This window comes from Cytobacillus sp. BC1816 (assembly GCF_051353635.1).
In the GTDB taxonomy this organism is placed as follows: Bacteria; Bacillota; Bacilli; order Bacillales; family Cytobacillaceae; genus Cytobacillus; species Cytobacillus oceanisediminis_C.
Window position 1 is genome coordinate 5276770 of the sequence record NZ_CP195611.1, and the last position, 26307, is coordinate 5303076.

26 protein-coding genes and 1 pseudogene are annotated in these 26307 nt (G+C 41.1%); 8 read left to right on the top strand and 19 right to left on the bottom strand.

The genetic code is table 11. The features are described from left to right. Positions 1–6: 6 nt before the first annotated feature. A complete protein-coding gene (locus ACR42H_RS26495) occupies positions 7–1353 on the top strand; it encodes a GntP family permease (RefSeq protein ID WP_113882469.1) in 1347 nt (448 codons plus the stop codon). Positions 1354–1428: 75 nt separating this feature from the next. Beyond that, positions 1429–2835, top strand: a complete 1407-nt coding sequence (gene gnd / locus ACR42H_RS26500; RefSeq protein WP_436374288.1) for a decarboxylating NADP(+)-dependent phosphogluconate dehydrogenase — start codon at positions 1429–1431, stop codon at positions 2833–2835. A gap of 81 nt (positions 2836–2916) precedes the next feature. Here the strand turns inward: gnd and aspA are convergent, their stop codons facing one another. Next, a complete protein-coding gene (gene aspA / locus ACR42H_RS26505; protein ID WP_251174351.1) occupies positions 2917–4347 on the bottom strand; it encodes an aspartate ammonia-lyase in 1431 nt (476 codons plus the stop codon). A gap of 468 nt (positions 4348–4815) precedes the next feature. Here aspA and ACR42H_RS26510 point away from each other — a divergent pair, with 468 nt between their 5' ends. Next, positions 4816–6009, top strand: a complete 1194-nt coding sequence (locus ACR42H_RS26510) for a DUF418 domain-containing protein (RefSeq protein WP_436374289.1) — start codon at positions 4816–4818, stop codon at positions 6007–6009. A 195-nt stretch (positions 6010–6204) separates the two neighbouring features. Here the strand turns inward: ACR42H_RS26510 and ACR42H_RS26515 are convergent, their stop codons facing one another. From ACR42H_RS26515 to yeiL, 3 genes are all read right to left on the bottom strand, one after another. Next, entirely contained in the window at positions 6205–7776 is a 1572-nt protein-coding gene (locus tag ACR42H_RS26515; protein WP_436374290.1) for an L-lactate permease, read from the bottom strand. Between the two features lie 35 nt (positions 7777–7811). Further along, a complete protein-coding gene (locus ACR42H_RS26520; protein WP_436374291.1) occupies positions 7812–8741 on the bottom strand; it encodes an L-lactate dehydrogenase in 930 nt (309 codons plus the stop codon). A 656-nt stretch (positions 8742–9397) separates the two neighbouring features. Then, on the bottom strand, positions 9398–10075 hold the full coding sequence (gene yeiL, locus ACR42H_RS26525; RefSeq protein ID WP_436377094.1) for a transcriptional regulator YeiL: 678 nt from the start codon (positions 10073–10075) through the stop codon (positions 9398–9400). A gap of 79 nt (positions 10076–10154) precedes the next feature. On the opposite strand from yeiL, the gene ACR42H_RS26530 reads away from it, so the two are divergent. Continuing rightward, entirely contained in the window at positions 10155–11333 is a 1179-nt protein-coding gene (locus ACR42H_RS26530) for an MFS transporter (RefSeq protein WP_436374292.1), read from the top strand. 80 nt (positions 11334–11413) lie between these two features. On the opposite strand, the gene ACR42H_RS26535 is transcribed toward ACR42H_RS26530, so the two are convergent. From ACR42H_RS26535 to ACR42H_RS26560, 6 genes are all read right to left on the bottom strand, one after another. Further along, on the bottom strand, positions 11414–12583 hold the full coding sequence (locus tag ACR42H_RS26535; protein ID WP_436374294.1) for an FtsW/RodA/SpoVE family cell cycle protein: 1170 nt from the start codon (positions 12581–12583) through the stop codon (positions 11414–11416). Positions 12584–12611: 28 nt separating this feature from the next. Then, a complete protein-coding gene (locus tag ACR42H_RS26540; RefSeq protein WP_113882478.1) occupies positions 12612–13583 on the bottom strand; it encodes an LCP family protein in 972 nt (323 codons plus the stop codon). Between the two features lie 36 nt (positions 13584–13619). Beyond that, the gene (locus ACR42H_RS26545) at positions 13620–14255 is read right to left on the bottom strand and encodes a helix-turn-helix domain-containing protein (RefSeq protein WP_436374296.1); all 636 of its coding nucleotides are present in this window, start codon (positions 14253–14255) and stop codon (positions 13620–13622) included. A 129-nt stretch (positions 14256–14384) separates the two neighbouring features. Further along, on the bottom strand, positions 14385–14537 hold the full coding sequence (locus ACR42H_RS26550; protein WP_166672494.1) for a hypothetical protein: 153 nt from the start codon (positions 14535–14537) through the stop codon (positions 14385–14387). Positions 14538–14658: 121 nt separating this feature from the next. Then, positions 14659–14790, bottom strand: a complete 132-nt coding sequence (locus ACR42H_RS26555) for a hypothetical protein (RefSeq protein ID WP_436374298.1) — start codon at positions 14788–14790, stop codon at positions 14659–14661. Then, positions 14780–14923, bottom strand: a complete 144-nt coding sequence (locus ACR42H_RS26560; RefSeq protein ID WP_436374300.1) for a GNAT family N-acetyltransferase — start codon at positions 14921–14923, stop codon at positions 14780–14782. The genes ACR42H_RS26555 and ACR42H_RS26560 overlap by 11 nt, the downstream gene beginning before the upstream one ends. Before the next feature lie 144 nt (positions 14924–15067). Here ACR42H_RS26560 and ACR42H_RS26565 point away from each other — a divergent pair. Continuing rightward, a pseudogene (locus tag ACR42H_RS26565) lies at positions 15068–15540 on the top strand (SRPBCC family protein). Positions 15541–15602: 62 nt separating this feature from the next. Here the strand turns inward: ACR42H_RS26565 and ACR42H_RS26570 are convergent. Further along, a complete protein-coding gene (locus ACR42H_RS26570; protein WP_436374302.1) occupies positions 15603–16565 on the bottom strand; it encodes a helix-turn-helix transcriptional regulator in 963 nt (320 codons plus the stop codon). Between the two features lie 110 nt (positions 16566–16675). Here ACR42H_RS26570 and ACR42H_RS26575 point away from each other — a divergent pair, with 110 nt between their 5' ends. Next, on the top strand, positions 16676–17155 hold the full coding sequence (locus tag ACR42H_RS26575) for a GyrI-like domain-containing protein (RefSeq protein WP_436374304.1): 480 nt from the start codon (positions 16676–16678) through the stop codon (positions 17153–17155). 20 nt (positions 17156–17175) lie between these two features. Then, positions 17176–17640 carry a phage tail protein gene (locus ACR42H_RS26580; RefSeq protein WP_113882483.1) on the top strand — a complete coding sequence of 155 codons (465 nt, stop codon included), beginning with the start codon at positions 17176–17178 and terminating at the stop codon, positions 17638–17640. A gap of 373 nt (positions 17641–18013) precedes the next feature. Here the strand turns inward: ACR42H_RS26580 and ACR42H_RS26585 are convergent, their stop codons facing one another. The 3 genes from ACR42H_RS26585 to ACR42H_RS26595 all read right to left on the bottom strand — a co-directional run bounded on the left by ACR42H_RS26585 (position 18014) and on the right by ACR42H_RS26595 (position 20529). Next, positions 18014–19228, bottom strand: coding sequence for a TerD family protein (locus tag ACR42H_RS26585; protein WP_436374306.1), 1215 nt, complete (start codon positions 19226–19228; stop codon positions 18014–18016). A 201-nt stretch (positions 19229–19429) separates the two neighbouring features. Continuing rightward, entirely contained in the window at positions 19430–19978 is a 549-nt protein-coding gene (locus ACR42H_RS26590) for a DUF488 domain-containing protein (RefSeq protein ID WP_436374308.1), read from the bottom strand. A gap of 104 nt (positions 19979–20082) precedes the next feature. Beyond that, positions 20083–20529 (bottom strand): DUF4385 domain-containing protein, encoded by a 447-nt coding sequence (locus ACR42H_RS26595; protein ID WP_113882486.1) that lies wholly within the window; start codon positions 20527–20529, stop codon positions 20083–20085. A gap of 504 nt (positions 20530–21033) precedes the next feature. Between ACR42H_RS26595 and ACR42H_RS26600 the strand changes: the two genes are divergently transcribed. Beyond that, the gene (locus ACR42H_RS26600; protein ID WP_113882487.1) at positions 21034–21138 is read left to right on the top strand and encodes a DNA/RNA helicase domain-containing protein; all 105 of its coding nucleotides are present in this window, start codon (positions 21034–21036) and stop codon (positions 21136–21138) included. A 239-nt stretch (positions 21139–21377) separates the two neighbouring features. Here the strand turns inward: ACR42H_RS26600 and ACR42H_RS26605 are convergent, their stop codons facing one another. From ACR42H_RS26605 to ACR42H_RS26625, 5 genes are all read right to left on the bottom strand, one after another. After that, a complete protein-coding gene (locus ACR42H_RS26605) occupies positions 21378–21875 on the bottom strand; it encodes an LURP-one-related/scramblase family protein (RefSeq protein ID WP_113882488.1) in 498 nt (165 codons plus the stop codon). A gap of 439 nt (positions 21876–22314) precedes the next feature. Next, the gene (locus ACR42H_RS26610; RefSeq protein ID WP_113882489.1) at positions 22315–22842 is read right to left on the bottom strand and encodes a DUF3231 family protein; all 528 of its coding nucleotides are present in this window, start codon (positions 22840–22842) and stop codon (positions 22315–22317) included. Positions 22843–22907: 65 nt separating this feature from the next. Further along, positions 22908–24608 carry a GMC family oxidoreductase N-terminal domain-containing protein gene (locus ACR42H_RS26615; RefSeq protein ID WP_436374311.1) on the bottom strand — a complete coding sequence of 567 codons (1701 nt, stop codon included), beginning with the start codon at positions 24606–24608 and terminating at the stop codon, positions 22908–22910. Between the two features lie 27 nt (positions 24609–24635). After that, positions 24636–25124, bottom strand: coding sequence for a hypothetical protein (locus tag ACR42H_RS26620; RefSeq protein WP_436374313.1), 489 nt, complete (start codon positions 25122–25124; stop codon positions 24636–24638). Between the two features lie 452 nt (positions 25125–25576). Further along, positions 25577–26197 carry a LysE/ArgO family amino acid transporter gene (locus tag ACR42H_RS26625; protein ID WP_113882492.1) on the bottom strand — a complete coding sequence of 207 codons (621 nt, stop codon included), beginning with the start codon at positions 26195–26197 and terminating at the stop codon, positions 25577–25579. Positions 26198–26307 lie beyond the last annotated feature (110 nt).

Here is a 26307-nt window from a genome sequence, read left to right on the forward strand (position 1 = left end):
TTTACAATGCCATTAGTAATAGTTGGAATTGGAATCATTGCCTTATTAATACTAATAATGGGTTTAAAATTAAATACCTTTATTTCATTAATCATTGTATCATTTGGTGTTGCTTTAGCACTCGGAATGCCGCTGGATCAAATTGTCAAGACCATTGAAGCAGGATTAGGGGGAACGCTGGGTCACTTGGCACTCATATTTGGACTTGGCGCCATGTTAGGCAAGCTGATCGCCGACTCTGGAGGCGCACAGCGAATAGCTATGACCCTTGTGAACAAATTCGGTGAAAAGAATATTCAATGGGCCGTGGTGGCAGCATCATTTATTATTGGTGTAGCATTATTCTTTGAAGTAGGACTTGTATTATTAATTCCGATCGTATTTGCCATTTCAAGAGAATTGAAGATATCAATCTTGTATCTTGGGATACCAATGACAGCAGCTCTATCTGTCACACATGGATTCCTGCCTCCACACCCAGGGCCAACTGTAATAGCGGGTGAATTTGGCGCAAACATTGGTGAAGTGCTGCTCTATGGTCTTATCATCGCTCTTCCTACGGTGATTTTAGCAGGACCGGTATTTACAAAAATTGCAAAAAGGCTAGTACCTGAATCATTTACAAAAAGCGGGAGTATCGCCTCTTTAGGTGAGCAGAAAACATTTAAGCTTGAAGAAACTCCTGGTTTTGGAATCAGTGTATTTACAGCTTTACTTCCTGTTATTTTAATGTCGATCGCAACGATTATTACATTGCTTCAAAAAACATTGGGATTTGAAGATAATAGTATTCTAGCCGCAATCCGTTTTATTGGTGACGCCGGCACTTCGATGCTGATCTCCTTATTGGTTGCCATCTATACAATGGGACTGGCGAGGAAGATTCCAATCAAAAATGTGATGGAATCCTGTACAACAGCTATCACCCATATCGGGATGATGCTCTTGATTATTGGTGGAGGCGGTGCCTTTAAACAAGTATTAATTGATGGCGGTGTTGGTGACTATGTAGCAGAGCTATTCAAAGGAACAAACTTATCACCGATTTTGCTTGCATGGATTATCGCTGCCATCCTGCGGATTTCATTAGGGTCTGCCACAGTGGCAGCATTAACAACAGCCGGTTTAGTCATTCCGATGCTGGGCCAATCGGATGTTAATCTTGCATTAGTGGTACTTGCAACAGGTGCAGGGAGCTTAATTGCTTCACATGTTAACGATGCCGGCTTCTGGATGTTTAAAGAATACTTTGGATTAAGCATGAAGGAAACGTTTGCAACATGGACCTTGCTTGAAACCATTATATCTGTAGCTGGATTAGGATTTATTTTATTGATAAGCTTATTTGTATAAACTATATAAGGCAATGGAACCCTATTTCCTGAGAGGGTTCCATTGCCTATTAATCTGAAAAAGGGAGCAAGAAATATGTTAAATACAATTGGTGTTATTGGTTTAGGAGTAATGGGCAGCAATATCGCTCTAAACATGGCCAATAACGGAGAGCAAGTGGCAGTATATAATTACACAAGGGACTTAACCGATAAACTGGTACAAAAACTTGATGGGCAAACCATTAACCCTTATTACGAAATCGAGGATTTTGTAAATTCCTTGGAAACACCAAGAAAAATCTTTTTAATGGTTACCGCAGGGAAAGCGATTGATTCTGTTGTCTCCAGCTTGATCCCCTTCCTTGAAGAAGGTGATGTCATCATGGACGGCGGAAACTCCCATTATGAAGATACAGGAAGAAGATATGATGAACTGAAATCAAAAGGAATTGGTTATTTAGGAATTGGAATTTCAGGCGGTGAAGTCGGTGCCTTAACAGGACCTTCCATCATGCCTGGCGGAGACAAAGAGGTCTATGATAAAGCCGCTCCTATTCTTACAAAGATAGCTGCACAGGTTGACGGTGTTCCTTGCTGTGTCTATATTGGGCCAAAAGGGGCAGGCCATTTCGTTAAAATGGTACATAACGGAATTGAGTATGCAGATATGCAGCTGATTGCCGAAGCCTACACCTTTTTAAGAGATAAATTAGGATTATCAGTTGAGGAAATAGCTGATATTTTTGAAGCCTGGAATCAAGGCGAGCTGAAGAGCTATTTAATCGAAATCACGGCAGATATTTTACGGAAAAAGGATGAGCGTACAGGGTTGCCGCAAATCGATGTCATTCTGGATAAAGCAGGGCAAAAAGGAACCGGAAAATGGACCAGCCTGCAAGCCATCGATAATGGAATTCCAACCTCAATCATCACAGAATCCTTATACGCCCGTTATATTTCTGCTTTAAAAGAAGAACGTGTGACAGCAGAAACACTCTTAACAGGTCCAGAGAAGAATCAGACAGCCCTCGAAAAAGAGGAATGGATTGAATACATCAGACAAGCTTTATATATGGGAAAAGTATGCGCCTATGCGCAAGGATTTACGCAATATAAAATGTCATCCGAACTGTATGGCTGGAATTTGCCTCTGAAGGATATCGCCCTGATTTTCCGCGACGGCTGCATCATTCGTGCGGAATTCTTAAATGTCATAAGCGAGGCCTACCAAGAGCAGCCGAATCTGGCCAATTTGTTAGTTTCTCCTTACTTTGCAGAAAGAATCAGGGATTATCAAAACGGGCTGCGTAAAATTGTCTGCGAAGGCATTCAATCCGGCATCGCTTTACCATGCTTGAGCTCATCTCTTTCCTATTACGATAGCTATCGTACAGGAACATCCAATGCGAGCATGCTGCAGGCACAGCGTGATTACTTCGGTGCCCATACGTATGAACGGACAGATTTAGAAGGAACCTTCCACACAAATTGGAATGAATAAAGCGGCGCCTGCGCTAAATCAATAGAGAAGAAAAAACGCTTGCCCCCGCCAGCTGCTGCATAGGGGGCAAGCGTTTTTAGTTTAGTCTCTTTCCAGCAGAGCAGCACCTGCGATGCCAGGATCTGTCATCTCATATGGATCGAGAATTAAATCCAGTTCTTCTTCTGTCAGCACATCATATTTCAGGCATAGCTCCCTGATTGGAGAGCCTGTTAAAATGGCTTCCCTCGCAATTCTTGATACGACTTCATAGCCGAGGTGAGGGTTTACTGCTGTGATGATGCCCACACTTTTCTCAACGTATTCCCTTAATCTCTCTTCATTGGCTTCGATTCCTTTTACACAATGCTCAGTAAACGTATTGAAAGCATTATTCATAATGCTGATCGATTGCAGAAGATTAAAGATCAGGACTGGCTCCATAACATTCAGTTCAAGCTGTCCTGCTTCTGAAGCAAGAGAGATGGTATGGTCGTTTCCGATGACCTGGAATGCCACCTGGTTAATCAGCTCCGGAAGAACAGGGTTAACTTTCCCCGGCATAATGGAAGATCCCGGCTGTCTTGCTGGAAGCGATATTTCCCCAAGGCCGGCTCTTGGGCCAGACGCCATTAGACGCAAGTCATTCGCGATTTTGGACATATTGATCATGCAAATTTTCAATGCTCCGGAAACTTCCGTGTAAGAATCCGTATTCTGCGTGGCATCTACAAGATGATCAGCCCCTGTAAATGGCAGGCCGCTGATGTCAGCAATGTGCTTCACCACTAAATCAATGTATTTTGGGATGGCATTCAATCCCGTTCCGACTGCCGTTGCTCCCATGTTCAACTCATATAAGTGCTGTTTGGATTGCTGAATGCGCTTAATATCACGCGCAATGACACGGCTGTATGCTTCGAATTCCTGGCCTAGCCTGATTGGAACGGCATCCTGCAGATGAGTCCGTCCCATTTTAATTACATGGTTGAATTCCTTTGATTTTTCAAGGAAAACGGAATGCATATGTTCCATTGTCGGGATTAATTGATCCAGCAGATTTAATACAGAGATATGCATCGCTGTCGGGAAGGCATCATTTGTCGATTGTGACATATTGACATGGGTATTTGGGCTGCAATGAGAATAATCTCCCTTTTCATAGCCCATGATTTCAATCGCACGATTTGCAAGGATTTCATTAATATTCATATTAATGGACGTCCCGGCACCGCCCTGGATCGGGTCAACAATGACCTGATCATGCCATAGTCCTTCAATCATTTCATCGGCTGCCTGTACGATCGGGTCTCCAATGCCTGAATATAGGCGCTTAACCTCCATATTCGCCAAGGCCGCAGCCTTTTTCACCATTGCCATTGCCTTGATTAACTCCGGATGGATCCGATAGCCTGTAATCGGAAAGTTCTCAACGGCACGAAGCGTCTGAACACCGTAATAGGCATCAACCGGAACTTCCTTAGAACCTAGAAAGTCTTTTTCAATTCTGAAGCTGTTCGTTGCTGCTAACATATACTCTTCTCCTTTATATAAACCTTTCAGATATATATAGGTTTTGTAATGACTTATCCTTCGTATTCACTATAATCCGGAAAAGAGGAATAAGCAATGGTTATGGAACAATAATAAATTGGCTATTTGGAGTGCCAACTTCACCCTTATTATTTAACTGAACTTTGCTAACTATCTCATGCAATTGACATAAACTTAAATACGACCTAATATTTAATTGCCTTAATTGAAATTGGCTTTAATGCTCGGACGCCTTTATAGGATTCTAATGGAAGGCAAGCAATTGGCTGAATTAATCATCCCTTTACACTGGAAATAGCTGCTTCCCTGATTTTAAGGGAAGAATGCTTAAAGCAAACTCATCTATCCCTATAGAGCTTATTTAAATGATTAGGCTTATTGTTTAATCGTCCTGCAAAGTACAGAAAGATTTTAAGGGATTTATGAAGGACAAAGGAGAAAAGCAGCATGCCTAATCAATCGAGTATGAAAACAGCTGGTCCAAAAAAACGTGCTGTTTCACTGGACCTAGCCCGGGGTACGATGCTTCTGCTGATTGCACTGGCCCATGCCCCGCTCTATTTGTATACCTCTGAACCCGGGATTATGCAAAGAGTAGAGGCTATTACCTTCCTTGACCAAATCGTTAATTTTTTTGGCCAATTTTTTATTGATAATAGAGCAAGAGCGATGTTTGCCGTTTTATTCGGATATGGACTTGTTCTTGCATTTGAAAGTCGAATCTCTAAAGGAATAAGAGAAAAAGAGGCCATAAAGACGATAAGAAGGCGTTCCTGGTATTTGATTCTATTTGGGATTGTTTTGGCTGTCATCATTGGAGGCCAGGATATTCTTATGGCCTACGGGACAGCAGGGCTGCTCGTCAGCTGGCTTTTAGAACGTGAAATCAAGACACTGATTCGAACCTTTATTTTTATCACCTTATTCTATATAATTTTTGGTCCTATAATGTGGGGCTTCAACATGCTGGAAATCGGAGGCTATGGCTTCCCACCAGAGGTTTCAGCCACAGACACCTACCTTGGCACAGCTTTGATAAGCCTATTTACTTTTCCTTCTATCCCTATTCTCATTCATTTAATGTTCCCGGTACTCCCTTCCGTTCTGCTCGGCATGTGGATCGCCAGATATCAGTTATTAATCAAGCCAGAGCAGCATTTAAAAATCATTAAATTGATAACCATTTTAGGATTAACCATCTCTTTATTAGGAGCACTGCCTTTATCACTGCTGGGGACCCTATGGCACCCCAGTCCATTTACAGCTGGATTAATGAATGGATTTCACATTTTAACAGGAATTGCAGGAGGATTAGCTTATGCTGTGATTTTCGGGATCATTGGGACCAAGGTACAAAAGCCAGGGAGTCTTACCCTTTCTTTAATGGCTTTAGGGAAGCGGTCATTAACTTTCTATGTTTGGAACGAGACAATGCTTGTCCTATTCCTGTCACCGGTGGCTCTTGATTTAGGAGGACGTGTGAGCAATGGGACTGCAGCGGTGATTGCTGTGGGCATATGGTGTCTTTCTCTTCTATTGGCATGGGGATTGGAAAAAAAGGATTTGAATGGACCATTGGAAGTCTTATTGAGGAGATTGGTGTATAGGAATAAGCAAATCCCAGGCGTTTCCCAGGAATAATAGTTCATTTGAAAAATGCAGCTCATTAAATATCTGGATATTGTTCATTATTATCTCCTCCTAAAGTTATTGGACTCATTTTAACAAGAGAACGATATTCATTTCGTCCTCATTCTTGCTCTTATGGTCTTGTCATTAAGAGAACAAAAAAGTGGAGCTGAATGCTCCACTTTTTTGTCCTAATATATTGGCTAATTAGAAGAATAATGACAATATCAATGTCCAAATACAAACAAATATCAGTAATCCAAAGCTATATTTCAATGTCATTTTCGTCAAATCGGCTTCTTTTCCTGTCTCGCCAACCGCTGCTGTGGCGATGGCGATGGACTGAGGAGAGATGAGCTTTGCCATCACACCTCCAGCCGTATTGGCAGAAAGTAATAAGGAGGAGTTGGTTCCGATCACATGGCCAGCTGTCGCCTGGATCGGAGCAAATAGAGTGTTATTGTTCACGACAGATCCTGTCATGAACACCCCAATCCAGCCTAAGAGCGGGGACAGCAGCGGAAATAGGTTTCCGGTTGTCGCAACTGCCTCCCCCAGAGTGATAGTCATTCCACCGTACGTCATGAGCTTTGAAATTCCGATAATGGCACAAATCATGATAATCGGAATCCAGAACTCTGAAACAGTCTTTTTGAGAAGCTTGAATCCCTCACCCATTCTGATGCCTTTAGTGGTTGCTATTGTCGTTAGGCCGGCCATTAAGATCGCTGTTCCTGTAGCACCTATTAAACTGATGCTGACACTAAGAGAAGATCCGGGTAAACCGAAATTGATGACTGTGAATTCGAGCAAGCCACCCTCAGCGAAAAGCCCTTTAAATGCAGGGAAGCTCCATATTAAAATAAATAGGGTCAATAGATAAAATGGTGACCATGCTTTAACAATTTCACTTAATGAATGCTCTTCAAATTGACACTCTTTCCCATTGAGCAAAAAGATATTCTTTGGTTTCCACTTTTTCAGAAATAACGCTAATACACCCATTGCTAATAAGGAAGGAATAATATCAGCAAGCTCCGGGCCTATAAATATCGTAATGATTGCCTGTGTAACGGTATAAACCCCAGCTGTGATCAGGATAGCCGGGAATATTTCCTTAATTCCTTTAAACCCGTCAATGAGCCATATTAATAAAAAGGGAATGGTAAAGTTAATAATCGGCAGTGTCAGAGCTGTCATGATTGAGACATCCATGGAAGTAACCCCTGGAATTCCAAACGTATCGACAATGCCGACCGGTATTCCAATCGCACCAAAGGCACCTGAAGCACCGTTTGCTATGAGACAGAGCATCGCTGCCTGCAATGGCTTGAAGCCCAGTGACGCTAACAGTACGGCACAAATAGCAATCGGTACACCAAACCCGGCTGCCCCTTCGAGAAAGGCATTAAAACAAAATCCGATCAGCAGAAATTGAATGCGCTGGTCCTGGGAAATCCCTGCGATGCTTCCGCGCAAAATATCAAACTTGCCTGATGCCACCGAAATTTTATATAGCCACACAGCCATGACAATAATCCAGCCAATTGGCCAAATCCCTGATGCAGCACCTTGAATAACACTTCCAGCCGCTTCTCCGAATGGCAATTCAAAGATGATAAGGGCGATGAAAAAAGTGACAGCTAAGTTTATTAGCGCCGCATGAATACCCTTCATTTTTAATACCGTCAAGCAAATCAGAAATAACAGAATCGGTATGGCTGCCACCAGGGAGGAAATAGCCAGGTTATGAAAAGGATTGAACGTTTCCACTAACATATGATCTGCCCCTTTGAAACTAAGATGTCAACTCGTCATAATGCTGAAATTTGGATGTCTTTTAAGGTTTGAACAGATTTAGCAAGCTTCCTTTTTTCATCCTCGTTCAATGACAGTTCAACAATATTCTTCACACCGTTTCTTGTGATTAGAGACGGAATCCCAACAAAGACATCACGATGGCCATATTCTCCTTCTAACAACGCTCCAACCGGCAATACCACATTCTCATTTCGCAAGATGGCTTTTGTTATTCTGACTAGCCCCATCGCAATTCCATAGTAGGTTGCACCCTTTGCGTTAATAATTTCATATGCAGCATCCCGGACCTGGACAGCAATTTCTTCTTTTCTTTCCTCTGTAAATCTCTCGGCTACAGGGGTTCCAGCAATATTGGCGAAGCTCCATACCGGGAATTGAGAGTCGCCATGTTCACCGATAATATACCCATGAACACTAACGGCTGCTGTATCAAATTCTTTGCCCAATAAATATCGGAATCTGGCAGAATCAAGAATAGTTCCGGACCCAATAACTCTTTCTTTAGGCAGGCCGGAGAATTTCCAGGTTACATAAGATAAGATATCGACTGGATTTGCTGCAACTAAGAAAATCCCATTAAATCCAGAGTCCATAATGCTCTCTACAATGGATTTGAAGATTTTAACGTTTTTATTCACGAGATCCAGCCGTGTTTCTCCCGGTTTTTGTGCTGCGCCTGCACAGATCACCACTAGAGCGGCATCCTTACAATCCTTATAAGAACCATATCTAATCGTCATAGCGGTTGGTGCATAGGCAATGCCGTGGTTTAAATCCATAACATCTCCTTTTGCTTTCTCCTCATTTACATCAATAATGATTAACTCATCACATAGGCCCTGATTTAATAAGGCATACGCATAGCTGGATCCAACAGCGCCATTTCCTACTAAAACAATTTTGTTTCCTAATGTTAAATTCATAATGAGTTCCCCCAATAAGTATTTGTGAAATTATTCACATGATTTCCTAAAAAAAATCCTATTCATTCCATCTAATTTAGGCGATTGCATTCATGTGAATTAATTCACATATTCATTTAAAAAAATACCGATATAATTATTTGTGAAATTATTCACATTTAAAATATATCAGTGCTTTTGTGTTTGCGCAAGTCTTTCCTCAAAAGTTTTTTTAAAATAAAGGAGTGCCAACTCCAGGTAAGCTGCAGTATAGCGGGGGCTGGCGCGACTCCAAAATGCCAAACAGGCTGTTGCCTCCTCTAGATTGAGGACTGGTAAATACGGCTCTTCCTGCTGAGAAACGGGGTTGTGCCGGATTCACGGATATAGCCTTCTGCCTGGCCACAGCCGGCAACGAAGCAAGCTTTAGCCTGCCTATTGGAAAATCCAGGAGAAACAATTCCTCGATACGAAAATACCGGGGAAAAGCATGCCCATCTTTGCCTAAAATGAAGCGTTTGATGATAAACTCGTACCCGGAGCATATCCGTGAAGGGGAAAAAGTTCAGAATGGCTTTATGCTTCCTGTGTTCGAACCCGAGCACTGGAATCGGACTCTTTCTCCCGGTTTTCCGCCTCTTCTGTCCGAAGTTTCGCCAGGTTCGGTTTTTTTCCTTTTAAAATGAATCATTCTTCAGCACATCAGCAAGCCGGTGCAGTTCATCTGTCTGCTGAATGCGATAAATGCGCCCCTCCTTCTGTAAATAGCCTTTATCGCAAAACTGCACAAGAACATGCAGTAAATGGCGATAGGACACCCCCAGAAAATCACAGACGGACACATGTTTTTCCTTATAGACCTCCCCATCAGCGGTTTGCAGGATAAAGTCCGCCAGTCGGTTTTCAAGCGGAAAGGAAAGGCTCTGGGAGTACTTTTCAGCCATTTTCGTTGCTTTCATACTTAAAAACTTGGTGAGCTCACGGAGAAAGGTCGTATCTTCAAGGAGCCTTTTGCGGCATTGATGCAAAGGAATCGCAAAACAGATTGTCTTCGTGGAGGCTTGAATCCCCTTTGTATAGTACACTTCATGCAGTAACTCCATTTCCCCGATATAATCATGGGCATTGATGAAATTGATCAAGGAAACCTTGCCGTTTTGATATGTAACGTAAATTTTGGCTTTTCCCTCGATGACATAATACAAATAATCCGGCCTCATGCCTTCACGAATAATCCATTCATCCCGCTTATATTCTCGTACTTCCATAAACTCCTCAATCGGAAAAGAAAATAAATGCGAAATGGAGTGCTGCTCAAGGTAATGCTGCCTTTTTTCTTGTTTATAAATTTCCATTTTCCACCCCAAAATATGAGATATCTCATATTATTGTACGAATCTTCCTGATATCATGCAAATATCGGAGGGATATTTAATGAATACACAGAGCTGGATGGGCAGACAGTTTTTCAGTTTCTTTATGACCTGGGGTGTTTTTCTGCCCTATTGGACAGGGTGGCTGATCCATATAAAAGAAATGACCGTTTCACAGGCGAGTTTGATCATGAGTCTGGGTTTGGCTGTACGGGGCCTTTCCACACTCTTTGCCTTTCCCTATTTATCAGGAAAACTCAGCAGTAAAACCCTGCTTAACGGGATGGGAATCGGCACACTGATTGCCATTCTCTGCTATATACCAGCCAATTCTTTTACGAGTCTGCTGGTAGTAACGCTGTTTTTACATTTCTTTTACCCTGCTCTGATGCCAGCATTGGATAGTGCTGCAGGCATTCTTGTACAGAGTAAGCAATTAAGAGATTACGGAAAGAGCCGCTCCTGGGGGTCAATTGGATTCGTTGTATCCGGCATGATCCTGACTTTCTTCACAGGGGCATTTGGGGATGATGCCATATTCTGGGCTCTGCTGCTCGGCATGATCGTATTCCTGTGCCTCGGCTTTATGAATACGCCGGACGTTTTATCGGAAAAACCAAAAAGTGTCCAGACAAAAGGCGCCATAAAGAAATTATTCAGCATCCAGCACTTCGGCCTGGTACTCGTCATAGTCATTTTACTGCAGGCAGCACATGCTTCTTATTACAACTATGGCTATATTTATTTGCAGGAAATTCAGGCTCCCAAATATTTAATCGGCCTGATCATTAACATTGCCGTGATTGCAGAAATCCTATTCTTTTTCATTGCCGACCGGACTTTCCGCAAATTTTCAATCGGCTCGTTACTGGCATTGGCAGCATTGGGCTCTACCGCACGCTGGATACTCGTTTTTGCCTTTCCGCATGTGATTATGTTTACGATTGCCCAAACACTGCATGCCTTTTCATTTGCGATGGCACATTACGCTTTTATGAAATACTTAATCAAATACGTTCCCCATGAACAGGTCCCGATTACACAAGGGGTATACTCTGCACTCGCTCTTAGCTGGAGTACAGCCCTCTTCACCATTTTTGGCGGGTATTTATATGAAATGGAACCAAGATACGCGTTTATCGGGATGGTGGTTTGCACGGTACCAGCATTGGCCCTGGCGGTTATTTACAGGAAACTTGTGCATGAGAAAGAAAATAGTGCAGGGAGTTTGGCAGGTTAGCGGAGCATGCCCTTTTCGGGAATGCTCTTTTTTCGTGTTATCCAAGTAAAAAAACAGCAAGCTCCTAAGAAGCTTGCCGGCTATTTTGCCTCGAACATATATTTCCGGTATGGCTTTCGTATCGATAATATGATACCCATGAATATCATATTGGACAGCAATGAGCTTCCCCCATATGACAATAAGGGCAGTGAAATCCCCTTGACTGGCATGACCCCGATCGTCATTCCGATGTTTTGGAAGATTTGCAGGGCATACATCGCCATCGCGCCGGAGCAAAGATATAAACCAAAGGGCGATTCCGCGTGATCGCCTATTACAGCCATCCGGTACAATAGGACGAAGAATAAACTGAGAACAGCAGCAGCAGCTATAAACCCGCCTTCTTCCGCAATGGTGGCAAAGATGAAATCTGTATGCTTTTCAGGAATATAGACGGTTCCGCTGCCAAATCCATTTCCCTTTAATTCCCCGCTTCCGACTGCCAGCATGGCTTTATTCGTCTGATACGCGTGATCTGCATACTCATTTGGTGAAAGCCAGCCCAGTATCCGCTCCTGCTGGTGGGGCTTTAATAATGGAATCAGCTGATCATAGAAAACCGATGGATACTGAAAGTAGACATACAATAGGATGGCTGCGCCTGCTGCCGGGATAATGGCCGCGGCAGCAAGAATCTTCTTTTGGATGCCAGACAGAAAGAGAACGGTGGCGCTGCCGGCCAAATATAGAACGACCATGCCGGTATCTGGCTGCTGGTAGACAAATAAGGATGGGATTACCGTGGCCAAAATAACTTTGCCAATCAGCAGAAAATCAGTCCAGACCGTTCTCTCTTGATATACTAAATTATGCTGATGAGCTAACCTGGAGGTTAACAAAAGCAAAGCAATTTTAAAAAATTCCGATGGCTGTATTGAGCCAAGCAAAGGGAGGCTATACCACCTTTTCGCCCCTAAAATAGACGGTGCCACTGCTGGTGGCATAAGCGGCAAAAGAACGATGGACGTAAAACAAACAAGAAAGAAAGGCCAGGCAATTCTTTCAATCTGGTCTGCATCAAGATAAGCAACAGCCATCAGCAGACTGAACCCGATCATATAGCTGACCCCCTGCTTAAGCGCAAAGTTCTGTTCTCCGTATTGGCCGGTCCCCTGGCTGCTGTAAATAAAAAGGATGCTCAGGATGCTAAATGTACAAATAATGGACAAGACCGATTTATCGAGTCGTTTCAAAAATGTATATCCCATGTTGTAGTTCTCCTGTTAAGATCAGCCGTTATCCATTTTCTTCACTCACTGATAGGGGATCTGGTTCCTGATTCGCGGAATTCCCTTCTAAAAAGGATTGAATCGCCTCTTTATTTTTCTCAAAATCAATATCCAGCGCCAGCCCCACTCCCTCATACCTAACATCTGTATAAGAATTCTGGATTGGGACGGTCATTGTTTCAATCGTTTCGGGCCGGTGCAAAGCAACACTCTTCATAATGGCGAGAAGTTCTGCGGCTTGAAGATTTGTCTGTATATATGGCTGGGCAGTTCCAAGCAGCTTTGGCAGCTTTACCACACCATTTGCACTAAGAAGCTCGTCCTGTAACGCATTAATGACCTGCTGCTGGCGCCTTACCCGCCCAAAATCGGCCTCTGCATCCTTCCGAAAGCGGGCATACCCCAATAGTTCCTTCCCATTAAGCCTTTGCAATCCAGGCTCCAGAGAAACCCCGATGTTGGCTGACATCTTTTTCTCAACATCGATTTCAATGCCATCAGGGACAAGAGCATCCACCATTTTTTCAAAGCCTGTAAAATCGATCAAAGCATAATATTCTATATCCAAGTCAAAATCGTCTTTCAAGGTTTCACGCAGCAATTCCGGTCCGCCCAGATAGAAGGCTGTATTGATTTTGTAGTTCTTATATCCGGGTATTTCCGTGTAAATGTCCCGCATGATGGAGATGATCTTAGCCGATCCCTCCTTCGGATCATATTGTGCAACCATAATGGAGTCAGTCCGGGATTTTCCCTCATCCGGCCGAGCATCAACTCCCAGCAGCAGTACATTGACCTTGTTATCGAGACTTTTTTCCCCATTGAATTCATATTCCTGCTGCTCCGCAGATTCTGCCGTACTCACACCCGCCTGGTATTGATAGACAAAATATCCGATTGCAGCCACACACACTGCCAACAATGCTCCAGCTACTTTAAGAACTCTGCTTTTTCTTTTAAAGCGTTTTTGTCTGTTCATTTTTTCTCCATTCTTTTTTATTTGCCCCGTTTACATTTATTTTTTCAGCCCCAGTCCATTCATGACCCAATTGATCACCAGCGCATCGTCTATATAACCGACCGGAAAGACATAATCCGGAATACAGTCAACGGCCGCGATAAAGTAGAGGAGGGCACCGCCCATCAGGGCAAGCTCCAACTTCGTCCCCCTTTTAAGAGAAAACTTCTCGTATATTTCCTTTAAATAAAGAATAAAGGGGCCGATGCTTCCGACTTTTTCTACCTTCCCCTCAAACTTGTTCCTGATGATTTCCGCCCCTTCCTCAGTTTGCGAGAGTTGTTCGTATTTATCTAATTCCCGCTTCACATCTTCCAGCCGAAACTCTTTATCTACTAATTGAGTGGATTCAAGGATTACTTGAATCTCACTAATCGACTCATTCAACTCCGTCTGCTTAGGATCAACCAAATACCCTGCTGCCTCATATAATCGTGAGATCGAAACTCCAAGATTTTCCGCGAACCGCTCCAAGTGCTCCGGGGTAGCTTTTCGTTTACCATTGATAATTTTTGAGATGATCGCCGTATCGATTTCAGTCATCTGGCTGAATTTCCTCATGGATAAAGACCGTTCCTTCAGCATGTTCTTCAGCAGCTGGCCTATTTCATTGCTTTTTTCTTCCATACTCATTTTCCTTTCCAACTGAATCAAGCTTCTACCAATATACAAATAGTGTTGACAATTTGTCAACACTACTGAACTTTATCATAAAACTTTCGAGATTAAAGGAACACATTAATTCATCTATCCTCCATCTACTTAAAATATATCAGCTAGCTTCGATTGAATTGATGCTGGCAATAGTTGAAAGAACAGCCCTTCATACTTAATATCGAGCATAACGGCAATGAGCAAAATAATCATAATGAAAAGTACAATCAATGCCTTATTCTTTTTAAATATCCGTTTCAAATTGGACCGCCTCCATTGAAATAAATCCTGCAATAATTTATCTTGAATCAGAGCTTCCTCATAGGAACTCTTTGTCATTATCCTATCAATTTTCCTGAAATTCCAGCTGTCGATCGTTCTATTAATATGTTAGTTTATATACAAATTCCCCTTCGATCACCCGGCCATCAGCTTCAAAGCCGAGTTTTTCATACAATTCCTTCGCCTGATTTTTTTCAGGCTCAAAGCTTAAATAGATCGCCCTATGCTCCAATCCGCTCAATCAGCTTTACCATGACCGCTTTTCCATACCCTTTTAACTGATGTATTACATCAATAATCAAGCGGTAAATCCAATATTCCTTTTCATCGTAATCCATACAATACATCGTAAAGCCCACTAACATATCATCATGATAACTCGCTAAACAAACACATTCAGTGCCACAAACGACTTCTGTTCTTCTGCAACACGCAAATCAATGACATTGAAAAAATTATGCAGGACTCTATTAGCAAATGTAATAATATAGTGAGTGGAGGGGATAGACTTGAACCAAAACAACTCAACAAACAAAATGAAAACACAAATAGGGGACGTGAAATTACAGTCACCCGCGTATTTGATGCGCCTGTTGAACTTGTGTTTGATTCTTGGACGAAAGAAGATTATCTGTCAAAATGGTGGGGACCTCAAGGTTTTACGTTAACTTTTCAAACATTCGATATGAAACCTGGCGGTACATGGCAGTTTATCATGCACGGTCCTGATGGCGTTGATTTTCCCAATACCAACGTCTTTGTTGAGGTCGTCAAACTCGAGCAAATCGTCTTCAAACATGATGTATATCCCCATTTTCTCGCCACAGCAGCCTTTGAGGATCTGGATGGCAAAACGAAATTCACTTATACCACAATTTTTGAAGAAACTGCCGCTGTATTTGAAAAGGTGAAAACATATGCTGCCCCAGGTGCCGAACAGACAATGGAGCGCCTTGAGGAGCATCTGGCCTGTATGTATTAAAAATTTAGGAGTTATTTGGGGTTCTGCGAACCTGGCAAGTGCCAGGTTTTAACTAGCTCTGCTTATGGGCAGAATAAGCCTAATCTCTCTTGTAAACCTTCTAAGATTTCTTCCGGCATCTCCCTGACCTTGATATCCCCTCCGAGGAAAAGCAGCCAATTGGTCATTTCGGTCAGCTCTACTGAATTATTGACATTGATAAATGTCTTTAGAACGGCTGTCGTTTGGTAAGGATTTGTATAAGAAATGGATACTTTTAAAGGATGGTATTTTTTGAACTGGGCAATAGCCTGTGGGCCGAGTTCAAGGACAAGATTGATTACTTCCTCCTGCTTGCTTATTTTTTCTAATATGTTTTTTCTGCTTACTCTTTTGTTCACTGGATATGGTTCGACGCAGGTGAGATTGTCCACGGGGAAAATTTGTTTCTTTTCTTCCTTTAAGTCAAAGCCTTCAATCAGCCATATGCTTTTTTCACGATAAAGGTGCAAGAGATAAATGGGATAAGATCTGTTTTCCTTCTCTTCGTTGATGGTAATCAATAAATAGCTATCCAAAAGAAGGGTTTGGATGAGTTTCTCCAGCATCGGATGGGGGAGGTCCGATAGTTCAAGCAGGTCGGGATTATTGGGGTTGGTCCCTTCAAACAGCAAGATTTGATTTAAAAGAACAATGTCTTCCTGCTGGGCTTCTGAGATGAGGCCGATTAATTTTTCAGCTAAAGATTGACGGCTCTTTAGATAGGGGAGCTGAAGGTTTCTTGTAGCCATAAAGGCAATAAACAAAGCTTTGATCTCATTATCGGTAAAGCGAACAGTGGGCAAGACAGAGTTGTTCATGACAAAATAACCCCCATCTCTGCCAACTTCAGCGACAAGCGGCATTCCCATAGCTTCAATTTCCCGAATATCTCTAATAGCTGTTGAACGGGAGATGTTAAATTCCCGCATGATTTCAGAAATAGTAAAGTGGGCGCGGTTATTGATATACCGCATCATCACATTGATCCGTTCAACTTTTTTCATGGGAACCCCCTAAACAGTATCATTTTTTGACATGATTTAAAGTTATTATAAACTCATCAAGTGAAAAGTTAAATCATTTGATCAATTTTTAGAGAAGGAAGGTTTTGATTATGGCAGATTATACTCTGGAAGAAAAAGAAGGCTTTACGGTATTAGGCATTGGAACTGAACTGAAGAGCAATTACACAGACTACGCCGGCATCAATAAGGAAAAGGCGGACTTTTGGCAGGCAGTTAACCAGGATGGAAGGCTTGATAAATTAAAAGCCATTTCCACAAATGATTACATTTTTACCGTTAATGAAGCGGTAAATAACAAGATGATGCATTATGCCGGCGTCATGACAGAGGAGTCGCTGCCAGAAGCATCCAGACTGATCCAATTCCCTAAAGGGGAATACCTCATTGTTAAAGGGGAAGCCGAGACAGCTGAAATGTTGAGCAATATGCTTACTGGTATGGCCTTTGGTCAAGTCTTGCCGGAGGCAACAAATGTTGCCTATGTTGGCGGGCCCAATGCAGCGGTTGAGATGGGCCAGCGAAACGGGCTAGTCTTTGGTGAAATGTGGATTCCTGTTGTTAGGAAATAAGAAATAAAGGCGGGATAGCAATGTCCTATATGGTTGATTTTAAAAATATTTCTGCTGCTGGTTTAGAGTCTTCACCAATAGCGGAAGCCCTTGCTGGTTTACGTGCGAATGAAGCCCGTTATTTCATGACTAAATATAAGCATGAATTTACTGTTGTACCAGCCAGCGAAAGCCAGGAAACCCTTGATTATGTAAACCATATCTTGAAAAAAGAACGTGATATAGAGTTTGCAGCCAAACCTTTAGAAACGTCGCAATTTCAAGTCGAAAATATCAAATGGACCTACGTCTTTTACGAGGATGGTCTTAGTGTGAACGTCATGTATACGGTTGATGATCCTAAGAAACGTGCTGTTGGTTTTAAGCTTTCTGAGGGGATGGAAGTACCAAAGGAGCTAGAAGGGAAGTTTAAGTTTGCCAGGCGGAAGTCTAAGCTGGCGGGGGTTATTCGGGGGTCGTTTTTTGTTGTTAAAGGGGAGTATTAGGGTTAGAAATAATTCAACACTAAGGACAATATAACAATGATACAGACAAATACATGCAGGCAATCACAAACAGCACCCTCTTCATCGTATTAGGGGGTGCTGTTACTTTTTCGTAAAGTACAGAGTGCATAACATTATTGAATAGTTAGATTTTATAATATATGCTGTTACAGAAAATATACCGGAAAGGAGGATAAGTAATACAACCATAATGGGTATTAATATGTTTGCTTTTATTCTTATAAAGAAAAAAATGATTATTATACTGATAAAAAAGCATTCATAATTAATATATTTTCTATAATTAGTTATCCTCCCGATTGTATATATTTTAGTCCGGGTTTAAGTATTTCTGTTTGTCATATTTCTTCTTTTATTTGTAATCATTTCTAGGCCCTGCATCCATTACAACCTCTACCATATTGGAAGGCCCCATTCTGAGTTTAGGTCTATACTCAGAATCTGGTAAACTGTACAGCTCCAATGGACTTATGATTACTCCATCTTGCGTATTATGGAGGATTCCGGGCACGCAGGTATAAATGCGGTCATCATTGTTGGCATTTTTGGCTGATATCGTAACGGAGGTGCCGTTATGATTATCGATACTCATGGACACTTTGTATCTGTAGAAAGAACCCGTTCCATTAGACTGGGCAGAATAAACGACAGGCACGACTGCCAGGATATCATTATTCAGCCTCAATTTAATTACTTCTGTCTTCGTTGAACTGTAATCTCTTCTAACATCCCCCATATGTTCAACTGCTCCGTTTGCAAAACTTCTAAGTGGAGGTGTGCTGCTTGCACCAAACATTGCGACATCGATCTGCCTGCCATCCTTTGTATAAACCAGAGCATAGATATCATAATCTGTTCCAGTTTTCCAAGATACCGTGGCTGTAATCGTTGGTGTTTTTTCAATGATCACCGGCTTTTGACCTTTGTCGAGACTGATTGTGCCCTTCACCTTTTCAAGAGTGATCGCGTTTTGGAAATTTTTGTTTTCGGCAGTAACAGGAAGAGACTGAACGGTCTTATTTTCAGCAGGCTTATTTTCCTCAGTGGAATCAATTTCCACACCGTAATTTTCACATAACCCTTCAAGCCCGGATTCAAATCCGCGCCAGATTGATTTTGCCTTTATCTGACCATTCCTTACATATAATTCTAAAACCACAATCCCATTTTCCTTTGTAAAACTCAATGGTGTTAACTCGATGGTCGTATGACCCGTACATATATCTGCTTTTAAATTCCTTACATTCGAGAACCCCATGTGGTTATCCTCTGTCAGAGTAATCGCTATTTTATGAATGCCTGCAGGGACTTTACTCATATCAAATTGAATAGTATGTACTTTCCTATTCCCTTTATTATCAGCCGGCAATAGAGCCGCTGCACCAGATGGGCTCTTTGGCTGGTTATAAAAAATAATCCCGCTGTCTCCTTGTACCTTATCTGAATCCGTTAAAAGGAAAGCAGTTAAGGAAATATCGATCAAATGAGACATATCGTAGCTAACAGTAATATAACCATTTGGGGAACTTAAAACTGTATTTCCCCCCATTTGCAGCATTGAATTCAATTAAACCACTCCTGTTTCTCTATTTAAAACTAGTTGCAGATCCTTTATATTAAAATTATAATCTCACTGTAAATTATACCATTTTATTGAAACCATATAGGTGAAAACTACTGCAAATTAAAAAGCAGCCACAATATAGCAGCTGCTTCGAAAAGAGGTTCCAGAGCAGGTCAGGCACCTTTTTTTTTGCGTTTCCCATTTTTATAGTTTCGGATACACGACGTTTCTATCTTCTTCAATGATTGGCATGGCTCCCCACTTCCCCAATTCATGAGGGACAATCTTCAGATTCCCCTTGGAGTCAGGAATGAGATGGCGCACATCCCATCCATTTGCCTGCAGCCAGTTGCTGATGAGAAGGCGGTGGCATCTTGCCGGATGATATTCTGAACACATATAGACGAGCGTCGTTGCTGCGGCCTGTTCCTTGAGCTGTTCCAAAGCATACTGAAAATCATCCGTCAGTGTATAATCCGCATAGTTGTGAAACGAGCGGTTATTCCATCCTTCATTCAATTGCTCCCCTACCTGACCCGACATATTCCTTCTCCCGCCAAGACCGGGAAAATGGCGATAATGAATCCCCGCTTCTTTCAGCCACTGGGACATGTTTTCTTTTTTAAAGTGTGTATTCCTGCGGCTTGCAGGAAATGCCCGGACATCTGCCACAAAGCTAATTTCAGCTGCTCCCAGCAACTGTAAAAATTGTTCGATCGAATGGTTATAATGTCCAATCGTATAGACTTTCATGATCATCTCCCCTTAAAACTCTATTTCGGGCGGCCCTTGGAAAGCGAGTGCCACGGAGTTAAGAGATAATATGGCTGCACGCTGAGTACAAAGTACATGTTGCTTCAGCCATAATTCTTCTGATGCTCTTTTTTTCGCTTAAGATAATCCTCATCCTCTCGCGCGAGCTTCCATTTTTCCATAAAGATGGACGCTGATTCTGCCTTCTCCGGATCATTCTGCCTTTCGTTTACCTTGCCATTCTCATCATATTTTTTTCCGCCTATGTAATTCGTGTACCGGCGGGCTCTTGTATATCCCATCTGCAGAAATTTTCTTGCCATGTCCATACCGACAAAATCTTCCTTCTCCTTATAATCGAGAAACATTTGATAGATTTTATCAGATGACTCTTCAGCAATTTCCAGATTCTTAAATCGCCAATACTTCAGGATTTCACTCTTATAAGGCTCCACCAGCAACACCCCCTGTTCTCCTCTGCCAACCCTATACAGTTCAGGATTTTTGCGAAAATCTATGTTGTCAAAGTCCAAATCGTAATCGAAAGCCATGCCTGTCACCCTTTTTATTTTGGGTTTACCCTTGGCAGTCTTTTTGCATGCAAAATAAAGTTATTTAGTACTTTCAGGAAGCAAAGGGGTGGTTCTCGTGTTCATTCCGCGTCCTTGATCAGGAAAACATATGAGAAAGTCCTTTCTTTCCCAGTTGAGCTATTTTAATTAATTCCCTTCTATTTCTTTGGGATTTTTTTGTGGGAGTATAGCTCAAAAGGGGATTGCTGGTCTCGCGGATTCCTGCAAGCAAGGAATCTACTTCAAGAACTTTCACGATTCGTATTATAAATTCCATTTTATTCTATTTTTGTCTTAAAGGACTCGGGCAATTAGTTGAATAGGAATTTTGGCATGAAGTGGTGTAAAAAGTTCCTTGGAAATTGTTTGTTCCTCTAAATATGCTGTAGTCATCATTGATCCCGACATAAGTTATGAGAGTGGCAAGGTAATTCAAACTTGCCATAACAGCTCAATCTTAATAAAACTCTAGCTAAAAATAATTTGGAGCAGGCACAAGCAGTAGCTGACCAAATTATACGCAATACTTATCGGACTCTTATGAGCAGAGGACAAAAAGGATGTTTTGTATTTTGTTCTGATCCTTAGTTGAATGTTTACTTTAAAGAGCGGTTGAAGCTAACAAGAACATACAATGATGTTCTACTGGAAGAGTATTGAAAGTGGATGAGGATCGGGAGGTTTATTAGAAAGAGAAATAAAAAAATAGAAAAAGTGCCTTTTCCCTTTATAACATCTAGGTTGGGCACTTTTTTTATTGTTATTACTTCTGTAAGGTTCACCGGACCTTTTTTAAATTCTTCAGCCTTTTATTATTTATTCCCACGTTATGGTGTCGCTGCGGAGGAAGCAGCTGCCTGGTCAGCCTTCACACAATCAATTGCAACAACGAGTGCAACTATGATAGCTTCCATCTCTTCCTCTAAAATTTGAACCTTGTAGCTGTCGCCCCAAGTAAACCATTCCTTGCTCACTTCCCCAACAACTTCGCCATGCAGTAATACCTGAAAATCCATGTCCCACCAATTACCATGTACTTCAATGCCTGCCGCATCAATCGTATATCGCGCTTTAAAGAAGGATAACTCCTTCTTAATCGTCAACACCTCTCGACCATTTACCTCAACAAAAAATTTCGGTAAAAAGCTAAACACCTTTTTCGTAATGAGGGCTATTTCACCTCTTGCTGTATTCATAATGGAGAACGTCTTAGGAATTTTCATAAAACTTCCCTCTACGTAATATACATCGTTCTCCTGCTGATCCTTTACTGTAAATTTGCCACTAAGACTGAATACTTTCTGCTTTATATAAAGCTGCCTCACTTTATGACCCCCTTTTATATAACCTATTACAAATTAGTATAATCTTGTTCTAATTGATATGAAACATCAAAAAGGGAACTCCATGTAACTAATCGGATTTCGAAAAACCGTACCTGCTTATGGTACGGTTTCCTTCATTATATGAGGTTTGTGAGCGATGAGTACTCTCTACTAGAACAACTGAGAACACCATTTTCCTTTGCCTTAAAAACAACTTTTTCGCCTTCCGGTAACTTGATCGAACACCATTGACCATAATTGTTAGTACCACATCTTCTTTTTAGTAAAATCATAGATTTTAAACGCAAAATAATTAACGCAGTACCATTTGTTATAATCAAGTTAAACATTATGTTTGTGATCTTTTTTTTAAGACATAGAAGAAATAGCCATAGATTAAAAGGATTTTATTTTGAAATTTGTCTGCCTCTTACAAGTATTATGATTTGTAAGACGGCGGAATGCGCAGCCATTTATTCTGCTCTAAGTATTGTTTTACCTGTAATCCTGCAAGTGTCTTCTTCATTATTATCTTTGAAAACAACAGTCCAACATCTGCCCGAATGGATTCAGTGAGTCCTCTAGCGGCATATGTAACTCCTGAAGCTAAATTATATGACATTAAATTTGCAAGTTCCTCATCGTTTAATTTAGCACCCTCAGGCAGATTCTGAAAGTCTCCCACTGGTTTTTCTGGAGTACTTTGTGGAAGCGGGACTCCTTCCTTTGTTAAAAAATCTCTTATTTCATTCCTTATTGGAATATGTAAATTATTTTTCATATCAAGGATAATTCTTTTTAATTCCTCATCTTCGCTGAGATTGTAACCCAATTCCTCATTACGCAATGTCGTTTCAGTACCTAATAAGAAAAACCATAAATTCGTTACTTCCATTACATTTAAAGGCTTTTTTTCTCCGTCTAAAAATGGTTCGAATGTGTCATGAATCAATTCAAATAGTTTCATCAGAAAAATCCTCCTGACATACTAATTTCTATAGTAGTATCATGACCATTCGCCTAGAATAAATACTAGTTATAATATTTCTCAAACAGTTTTTCAGCTGTGCGTGTGGCTAATGCCTGTGTAGTAAGAGTTGGGTTAATCCCGCCTAAACTGTTAACATGCACACTATTATCAACGATAAATAATTTCTTTACCTGATATGCTTCGCAATTACAATCAACTACAAACCCCATTCTCATCGTACTTTCCAAATGAATCATCATACCTGCTGGCCAATTAGATGAGATAATTTGTTTGGCACCTGCCTTATACAAAATATCATTGGCTATTTTAATTAATTCCCTTCTATTTCTTTGGGATTTTTTTGTGGGAGTATAGCTCAAAAGGGGGACTGAACCGTGTTCATCACTAATCGTAGAATGAAGTTTAACTCCATTTTTTTGATCAACCTCATCATCTGTCATGATTAGTATATTTAACGATCTCCGATAACTTATCATCAGGTTTCTTAATTTATTTCCAACAATATGATTATGAAAATTCGATTTAGGATGTTCCGTTTGATATATATTCCAGCCAAATTGACTAATACCATAAGTAAGAGAGGCTGTTAGACCTGGGCTCATCCCAACAGACTGCAAAGAACCTAAGCCTGGAAAATCCAGCCGTGCACCAGATGTATGTCCAACAAATGGATTTATATCACGTTCGCCTATGCTGGAAATGAGTTCCTTTTCATCAAAAATCCCTGTAATCCAGTCCATGTAATGGTTGGTCAAACCTCTCCCGACCCAGGGGTTTTGAGGAAGATTTGAATTTAACCAAAGCCTCGGACTTTCTATGCTGCCTCCTGCAAGAACGATAACTTTCGCCTTTAGTTCTTCCTCTTCTCCAGTCCATGTATCTCTAATCCGGACTCCGGTGGCATGTAACTCTCGCAAATGACTGGAATCTGTTACTATTTTTGTTGTGAAGGTATTTGGTCTGATCGTTACATTCCCAGTACCCAAAGCCAATGGTATGTAACTAACGGCTGTTGACCGTTTTGCAACCTTATCTACGGAAGGTCCATGTGGGCATCCATTTATACAGTGGCCACAGAGTGTGCATCCTTCCATCCACGATAATTGCTCAAGTGAAACATGTAAATTAGTAAGATTTTTATTTACAGGTAAGATTGCGTTAGGCTGAGGCCGAATGCATGGAGTAGTCACATTGAGGGTAGGATTTAGCTGCCAGCCTGCTCTTTTTGCTCCATAATAAAAAATTTCTTCCTTTGCGGTTGTTGGTGCAAAGCTAACCGGTAATGTGTCTTCTACCTTTTCATAATAAGGAATGAGTTCACGATAGGAGATTGGCCAAAATTGATCAATTGCTGACGGATAAGCACGAGGAGAATTAGCTGTATAATGTTGTGTAGACCCTCCTACACCGGCACTTTGCCATATCAGTTGCTTTTGTGTCGTTAATCGAACCCATGGTGCACGACTTCTATTTGCTGGTCCCCATCGAAACCTGCCTGTAACCAAATTATTCATATTATCTTCACACTTGTTTAACAATCGCCTATAGAGATGAATATCTAAGTCATTTATATCGAAACTTTCTTTTGCGCCAGATTGGAAATTCGGATTAGGCCACTTTTTATTTCCGTACCATGGGCCTGCTTCTATAATCAAAACCTTTAAACCCTTTTCCCCAAGCTCTTTTGCAATAACAGCTCCACCACCTCCTGCACCAATAACAATAACATCTGGATTAGACATGATGAAATTCCCCCTCTATTTAGATCATCAATAAAAACCACGCATATTTCGGTATCCAAAAGCTGGTCCTGGATAATTTGTTTGAGTCCACCCAATCGGAAAATACTCTATGCACCTACAGTCAGGTCGATCTAAACGAGTTGCTCCATATCCTGTCCATTCGGAATAATAGCCAAATAACGTTAGCTGGGTTAGAGTATTTTTCATACTTTGCGTCAAACCTGGATTATTTGTAAAAGGTTCTGGTAAGCTCACCAAAGGAATTTCCAATCTTTCCAATAAATCGATCGCCATTAGCCGGTCACTACGTTTAAGATTGGCAAAATTCCCTTTCCCAGGAGATGTACAAGTATCGTAGAAACACTCCACTCTCCCTGTCCGCACAAGTTGGAAAGCAGCCACGTCTAATAAGTTAGCTGTTGATTTTGAAAAAGGGATACTTCCTCCTTGATTCATTGTAGAAGGAAGAGTTTGATCCAATACAACTATGACATACTCATGGATCAACCCATCCATTACAGAGCACTGAAGAATGGAATCCACTACAGCGTGAAAGGTTATCCTTATATGAGCATCTTGAATTCCACTGGTTAATGGTTTTATTTTTGCGCTCCCCCTTAAAAAGAAAAATTTTCATCTTCTCTATCCTTATTTGGGCAATTGGAGGTTTAGAATAAATTAAATTGAGACAAGTTAGGAATAGTCTCTCTAAAGGCATTAGTAAGATCAATTCCCCAGCAGGGAATCAATCCAATTACATCCGTCGCTGCAAGTGCCTCAATTGACCCTAATCCATGACACATAGAGCCTTCTTTTATTTTTATCCTTTACCTTTTAGATGCAAAAAGAGGTAAGGGATACTTCCCTTACCTCTGCTCAGGTGAATGGCCTCACGACACTACAAATAAAAACCTGCTTATATGATATGGTTCACTTTGCATTTATGGTAAAGCTTCCTAAAGTTCATGCTACCTTAATAATGAATACACTTGATATCCCATATAAATAGCCATAGCCCATATAATGAGAGCGGAAGCTTGATTCATATGTTTTAAGAATTGACCATTTTTATCAAATTGACCAATCTTTCTGCCAGAAATCGCTAAGGAAAAGAACCAGATCCAAGAAATCATTATGCAAGCCACGGTAAACACCCATTTCTCATATCCTGTATAAGCCAATGAACTAGTTCCTATAACTCCAATAGTGTCCATAATAGCATGAGGATTAAGTAGTGAGACAGAAGCAGCAAAAGCAACCTGACGACGTGCAGAAAAACGGTCTCGTTCTTGATTAGCGTTTATTTCGGGCGTGTTTTTCCACATTATCCAACCCATATAGGCTAAAAAAAAGAATCCAACTAAAAATAACAAAATCTTTAACCATTCAAAACTAAAAACAATAATGGATACCCCGGCCACAGCTAAATAAATAAGAATTGTATCACAAACTCCTGCTGTAATAATTGCAGGTAAGGCATTGATGAATTTTTTGTGTGTCGCTCCTTGATTAAATACAAATACATTTTGAACTCCTAAAGGTAAAATTAATCCAAATGCCAATATCATTCCATGAAATAATGGTTCCATTATGATTCCCCCTATTCTTATCTAGAATAGCGAAGGATGACCATTATGTCTCCAACCAATTGGATGGGATATTTTCCAACCATTTTGATATAATCGAAAAAAATGATTGG

Bases quoted from the DNA above. Each gene is read 5' to 3' on its own strand.
- ACR42H_RS26495 (WP_113882469.1), top strand. From the start codon at position 7: ATGCCATTAGTAATAGTTGGAATTGGAATCATTGCCTTATTAATACTA.
- gnd (WP_436374288.1), top strand. From the start codon at position 1,429: ATGTTAAATACAATTGGTGTTATTGGTTTAGGAGTAATGGGCAGCAAT.
- aspA (WP_251174351.1), bottom strand. From the start codon at position 4,347: ATGTTAGCAGCAACGAACAGCTTCAGAATTGAAAAAGACTTTCTAGGT.
- ACR42H_RS26510 (WP_436374289.1), top strand. From the start codon at position 4,816: ATGCCTAATCAATCGAGTATGAAAACAGCTGGTCCAAAAAAACGTGCT.
- ACR42H_RS26515 (WP_436374290.1), bottom strand. From the start codon at position 7,776: ATGTTAGTGGAAACGTTCAATCCTTTTCATAACCTGGCTATTTCCTCC.
- ACR42H_RS26520 (WP_436374291.1), bottom strand. From the start codon at position 8,741: ATGAATTTAACATTAGGAAACAAAATTGTTTTAGTAGGAAATGGCGCT.
- yeiL (WP_436377094.1), bottom strand. From the start codon at position 10,075: ATGGAAATTTATAAACAAGAAAAAAGGCAGCATTACCTTGAGCAGCAC.
- ACR42H_RS26530 (WP_436374292.1), top strand. From the start codon at position 10,155: ATGAATACACAGAGCTGGATGGGCAGACAGTTTTTCAGTTTCTTTATG.
- ACR42H_RS26535 (WP_436374294.1), bottom strand. From the start codon at position 12,583: ATGGGATATACATTTTTGAAACGACTCGATAAATCGGTCTTGTCCATT.
- ACR42H_RS26540 (WP_113882478.1), bottom strand. From the start codon at position 13,583: ATGAACAGACAAAAACGCTTTAAAAGAAAAAGCAGAGTTCTTAAAGTA.
- ACR42H_RS26545 (WP_436374296.1), bottom strand. From the start codon at position 14,255: ATGAGTATGGAAGAAAAAAGCAATGAAATAGGCCAGCTGCTGAAGAAC.
- ACR42H_RS26560 (WP_436374300.1), bottom strand. From the start codon at position 14,923: ATGTTAGTGGGCTTTACGATGTATTGTATGGATTACGATGAAAAGGAA.
- ACR42H_RS26570 (WP_436374302.1), bottom strand. From the start codon at position 16,565: ATGAAAAAAGTTGAACGGATCAATGTGATGATGCGGTATATCAATAAC.
- ACR42H_RS26575 (WP_436374304.1), top strand. From the start codon at position 16,676: ATGGCAGATTATACTCTGGAAGAAAAAGAAGGCTTTACGGTATTAGGC.
- ACR42H_RS26580 (WP_113882483.1), top strand. From the start codon at position 17,176: ATGTCCTATATGGTTGATTTTAAAAATATTTCTGCTGCTGGTTTAGAG.
- ACR42H_RS26590 (WP_436374308.1), bottom strand. From the start codon at position 19,978: ATGAAAGTCTATACGATTGGACATTATAACCATTCGATCGAACAATTT.
- ACR42H_RS26595 (WP_113882486.1), bottom strand. From the start codon at position 20,529: ATGGCTTTCGATTACGATTTGGACTTTGACAACATAGATTTTCGCAAA.
- ACR42H_RS26610 (WP_113882489.1), bottom strand. From the start codon at position 22,842: ATGAAACTATTTGAATTGATTCATGACACATTCGAACCATTTTTAGAC.
- ACR42H_RS26615 (WP_436374311.1), bottom strand. From the start codon at position 24,608: ATGTCTAATCCAGATGTTATTGTTATTGGTGCAGGAGGTGGTGGAGCT.
- ACR42H_RS26620 (WP_436374313.1), bottom strand. From the start codon at position 25,124: ATGGATGGGTTGATCCATGAGTATGTCATAGTTGTATTGGATCAAACT.
- ACR42H_RS26625 (WP_113882492.1), bottom strand. From the start codon at position 26,197: ATGGAACCATTATTTCATGGAATGATATTGGCATTTGGATTAATTTTA.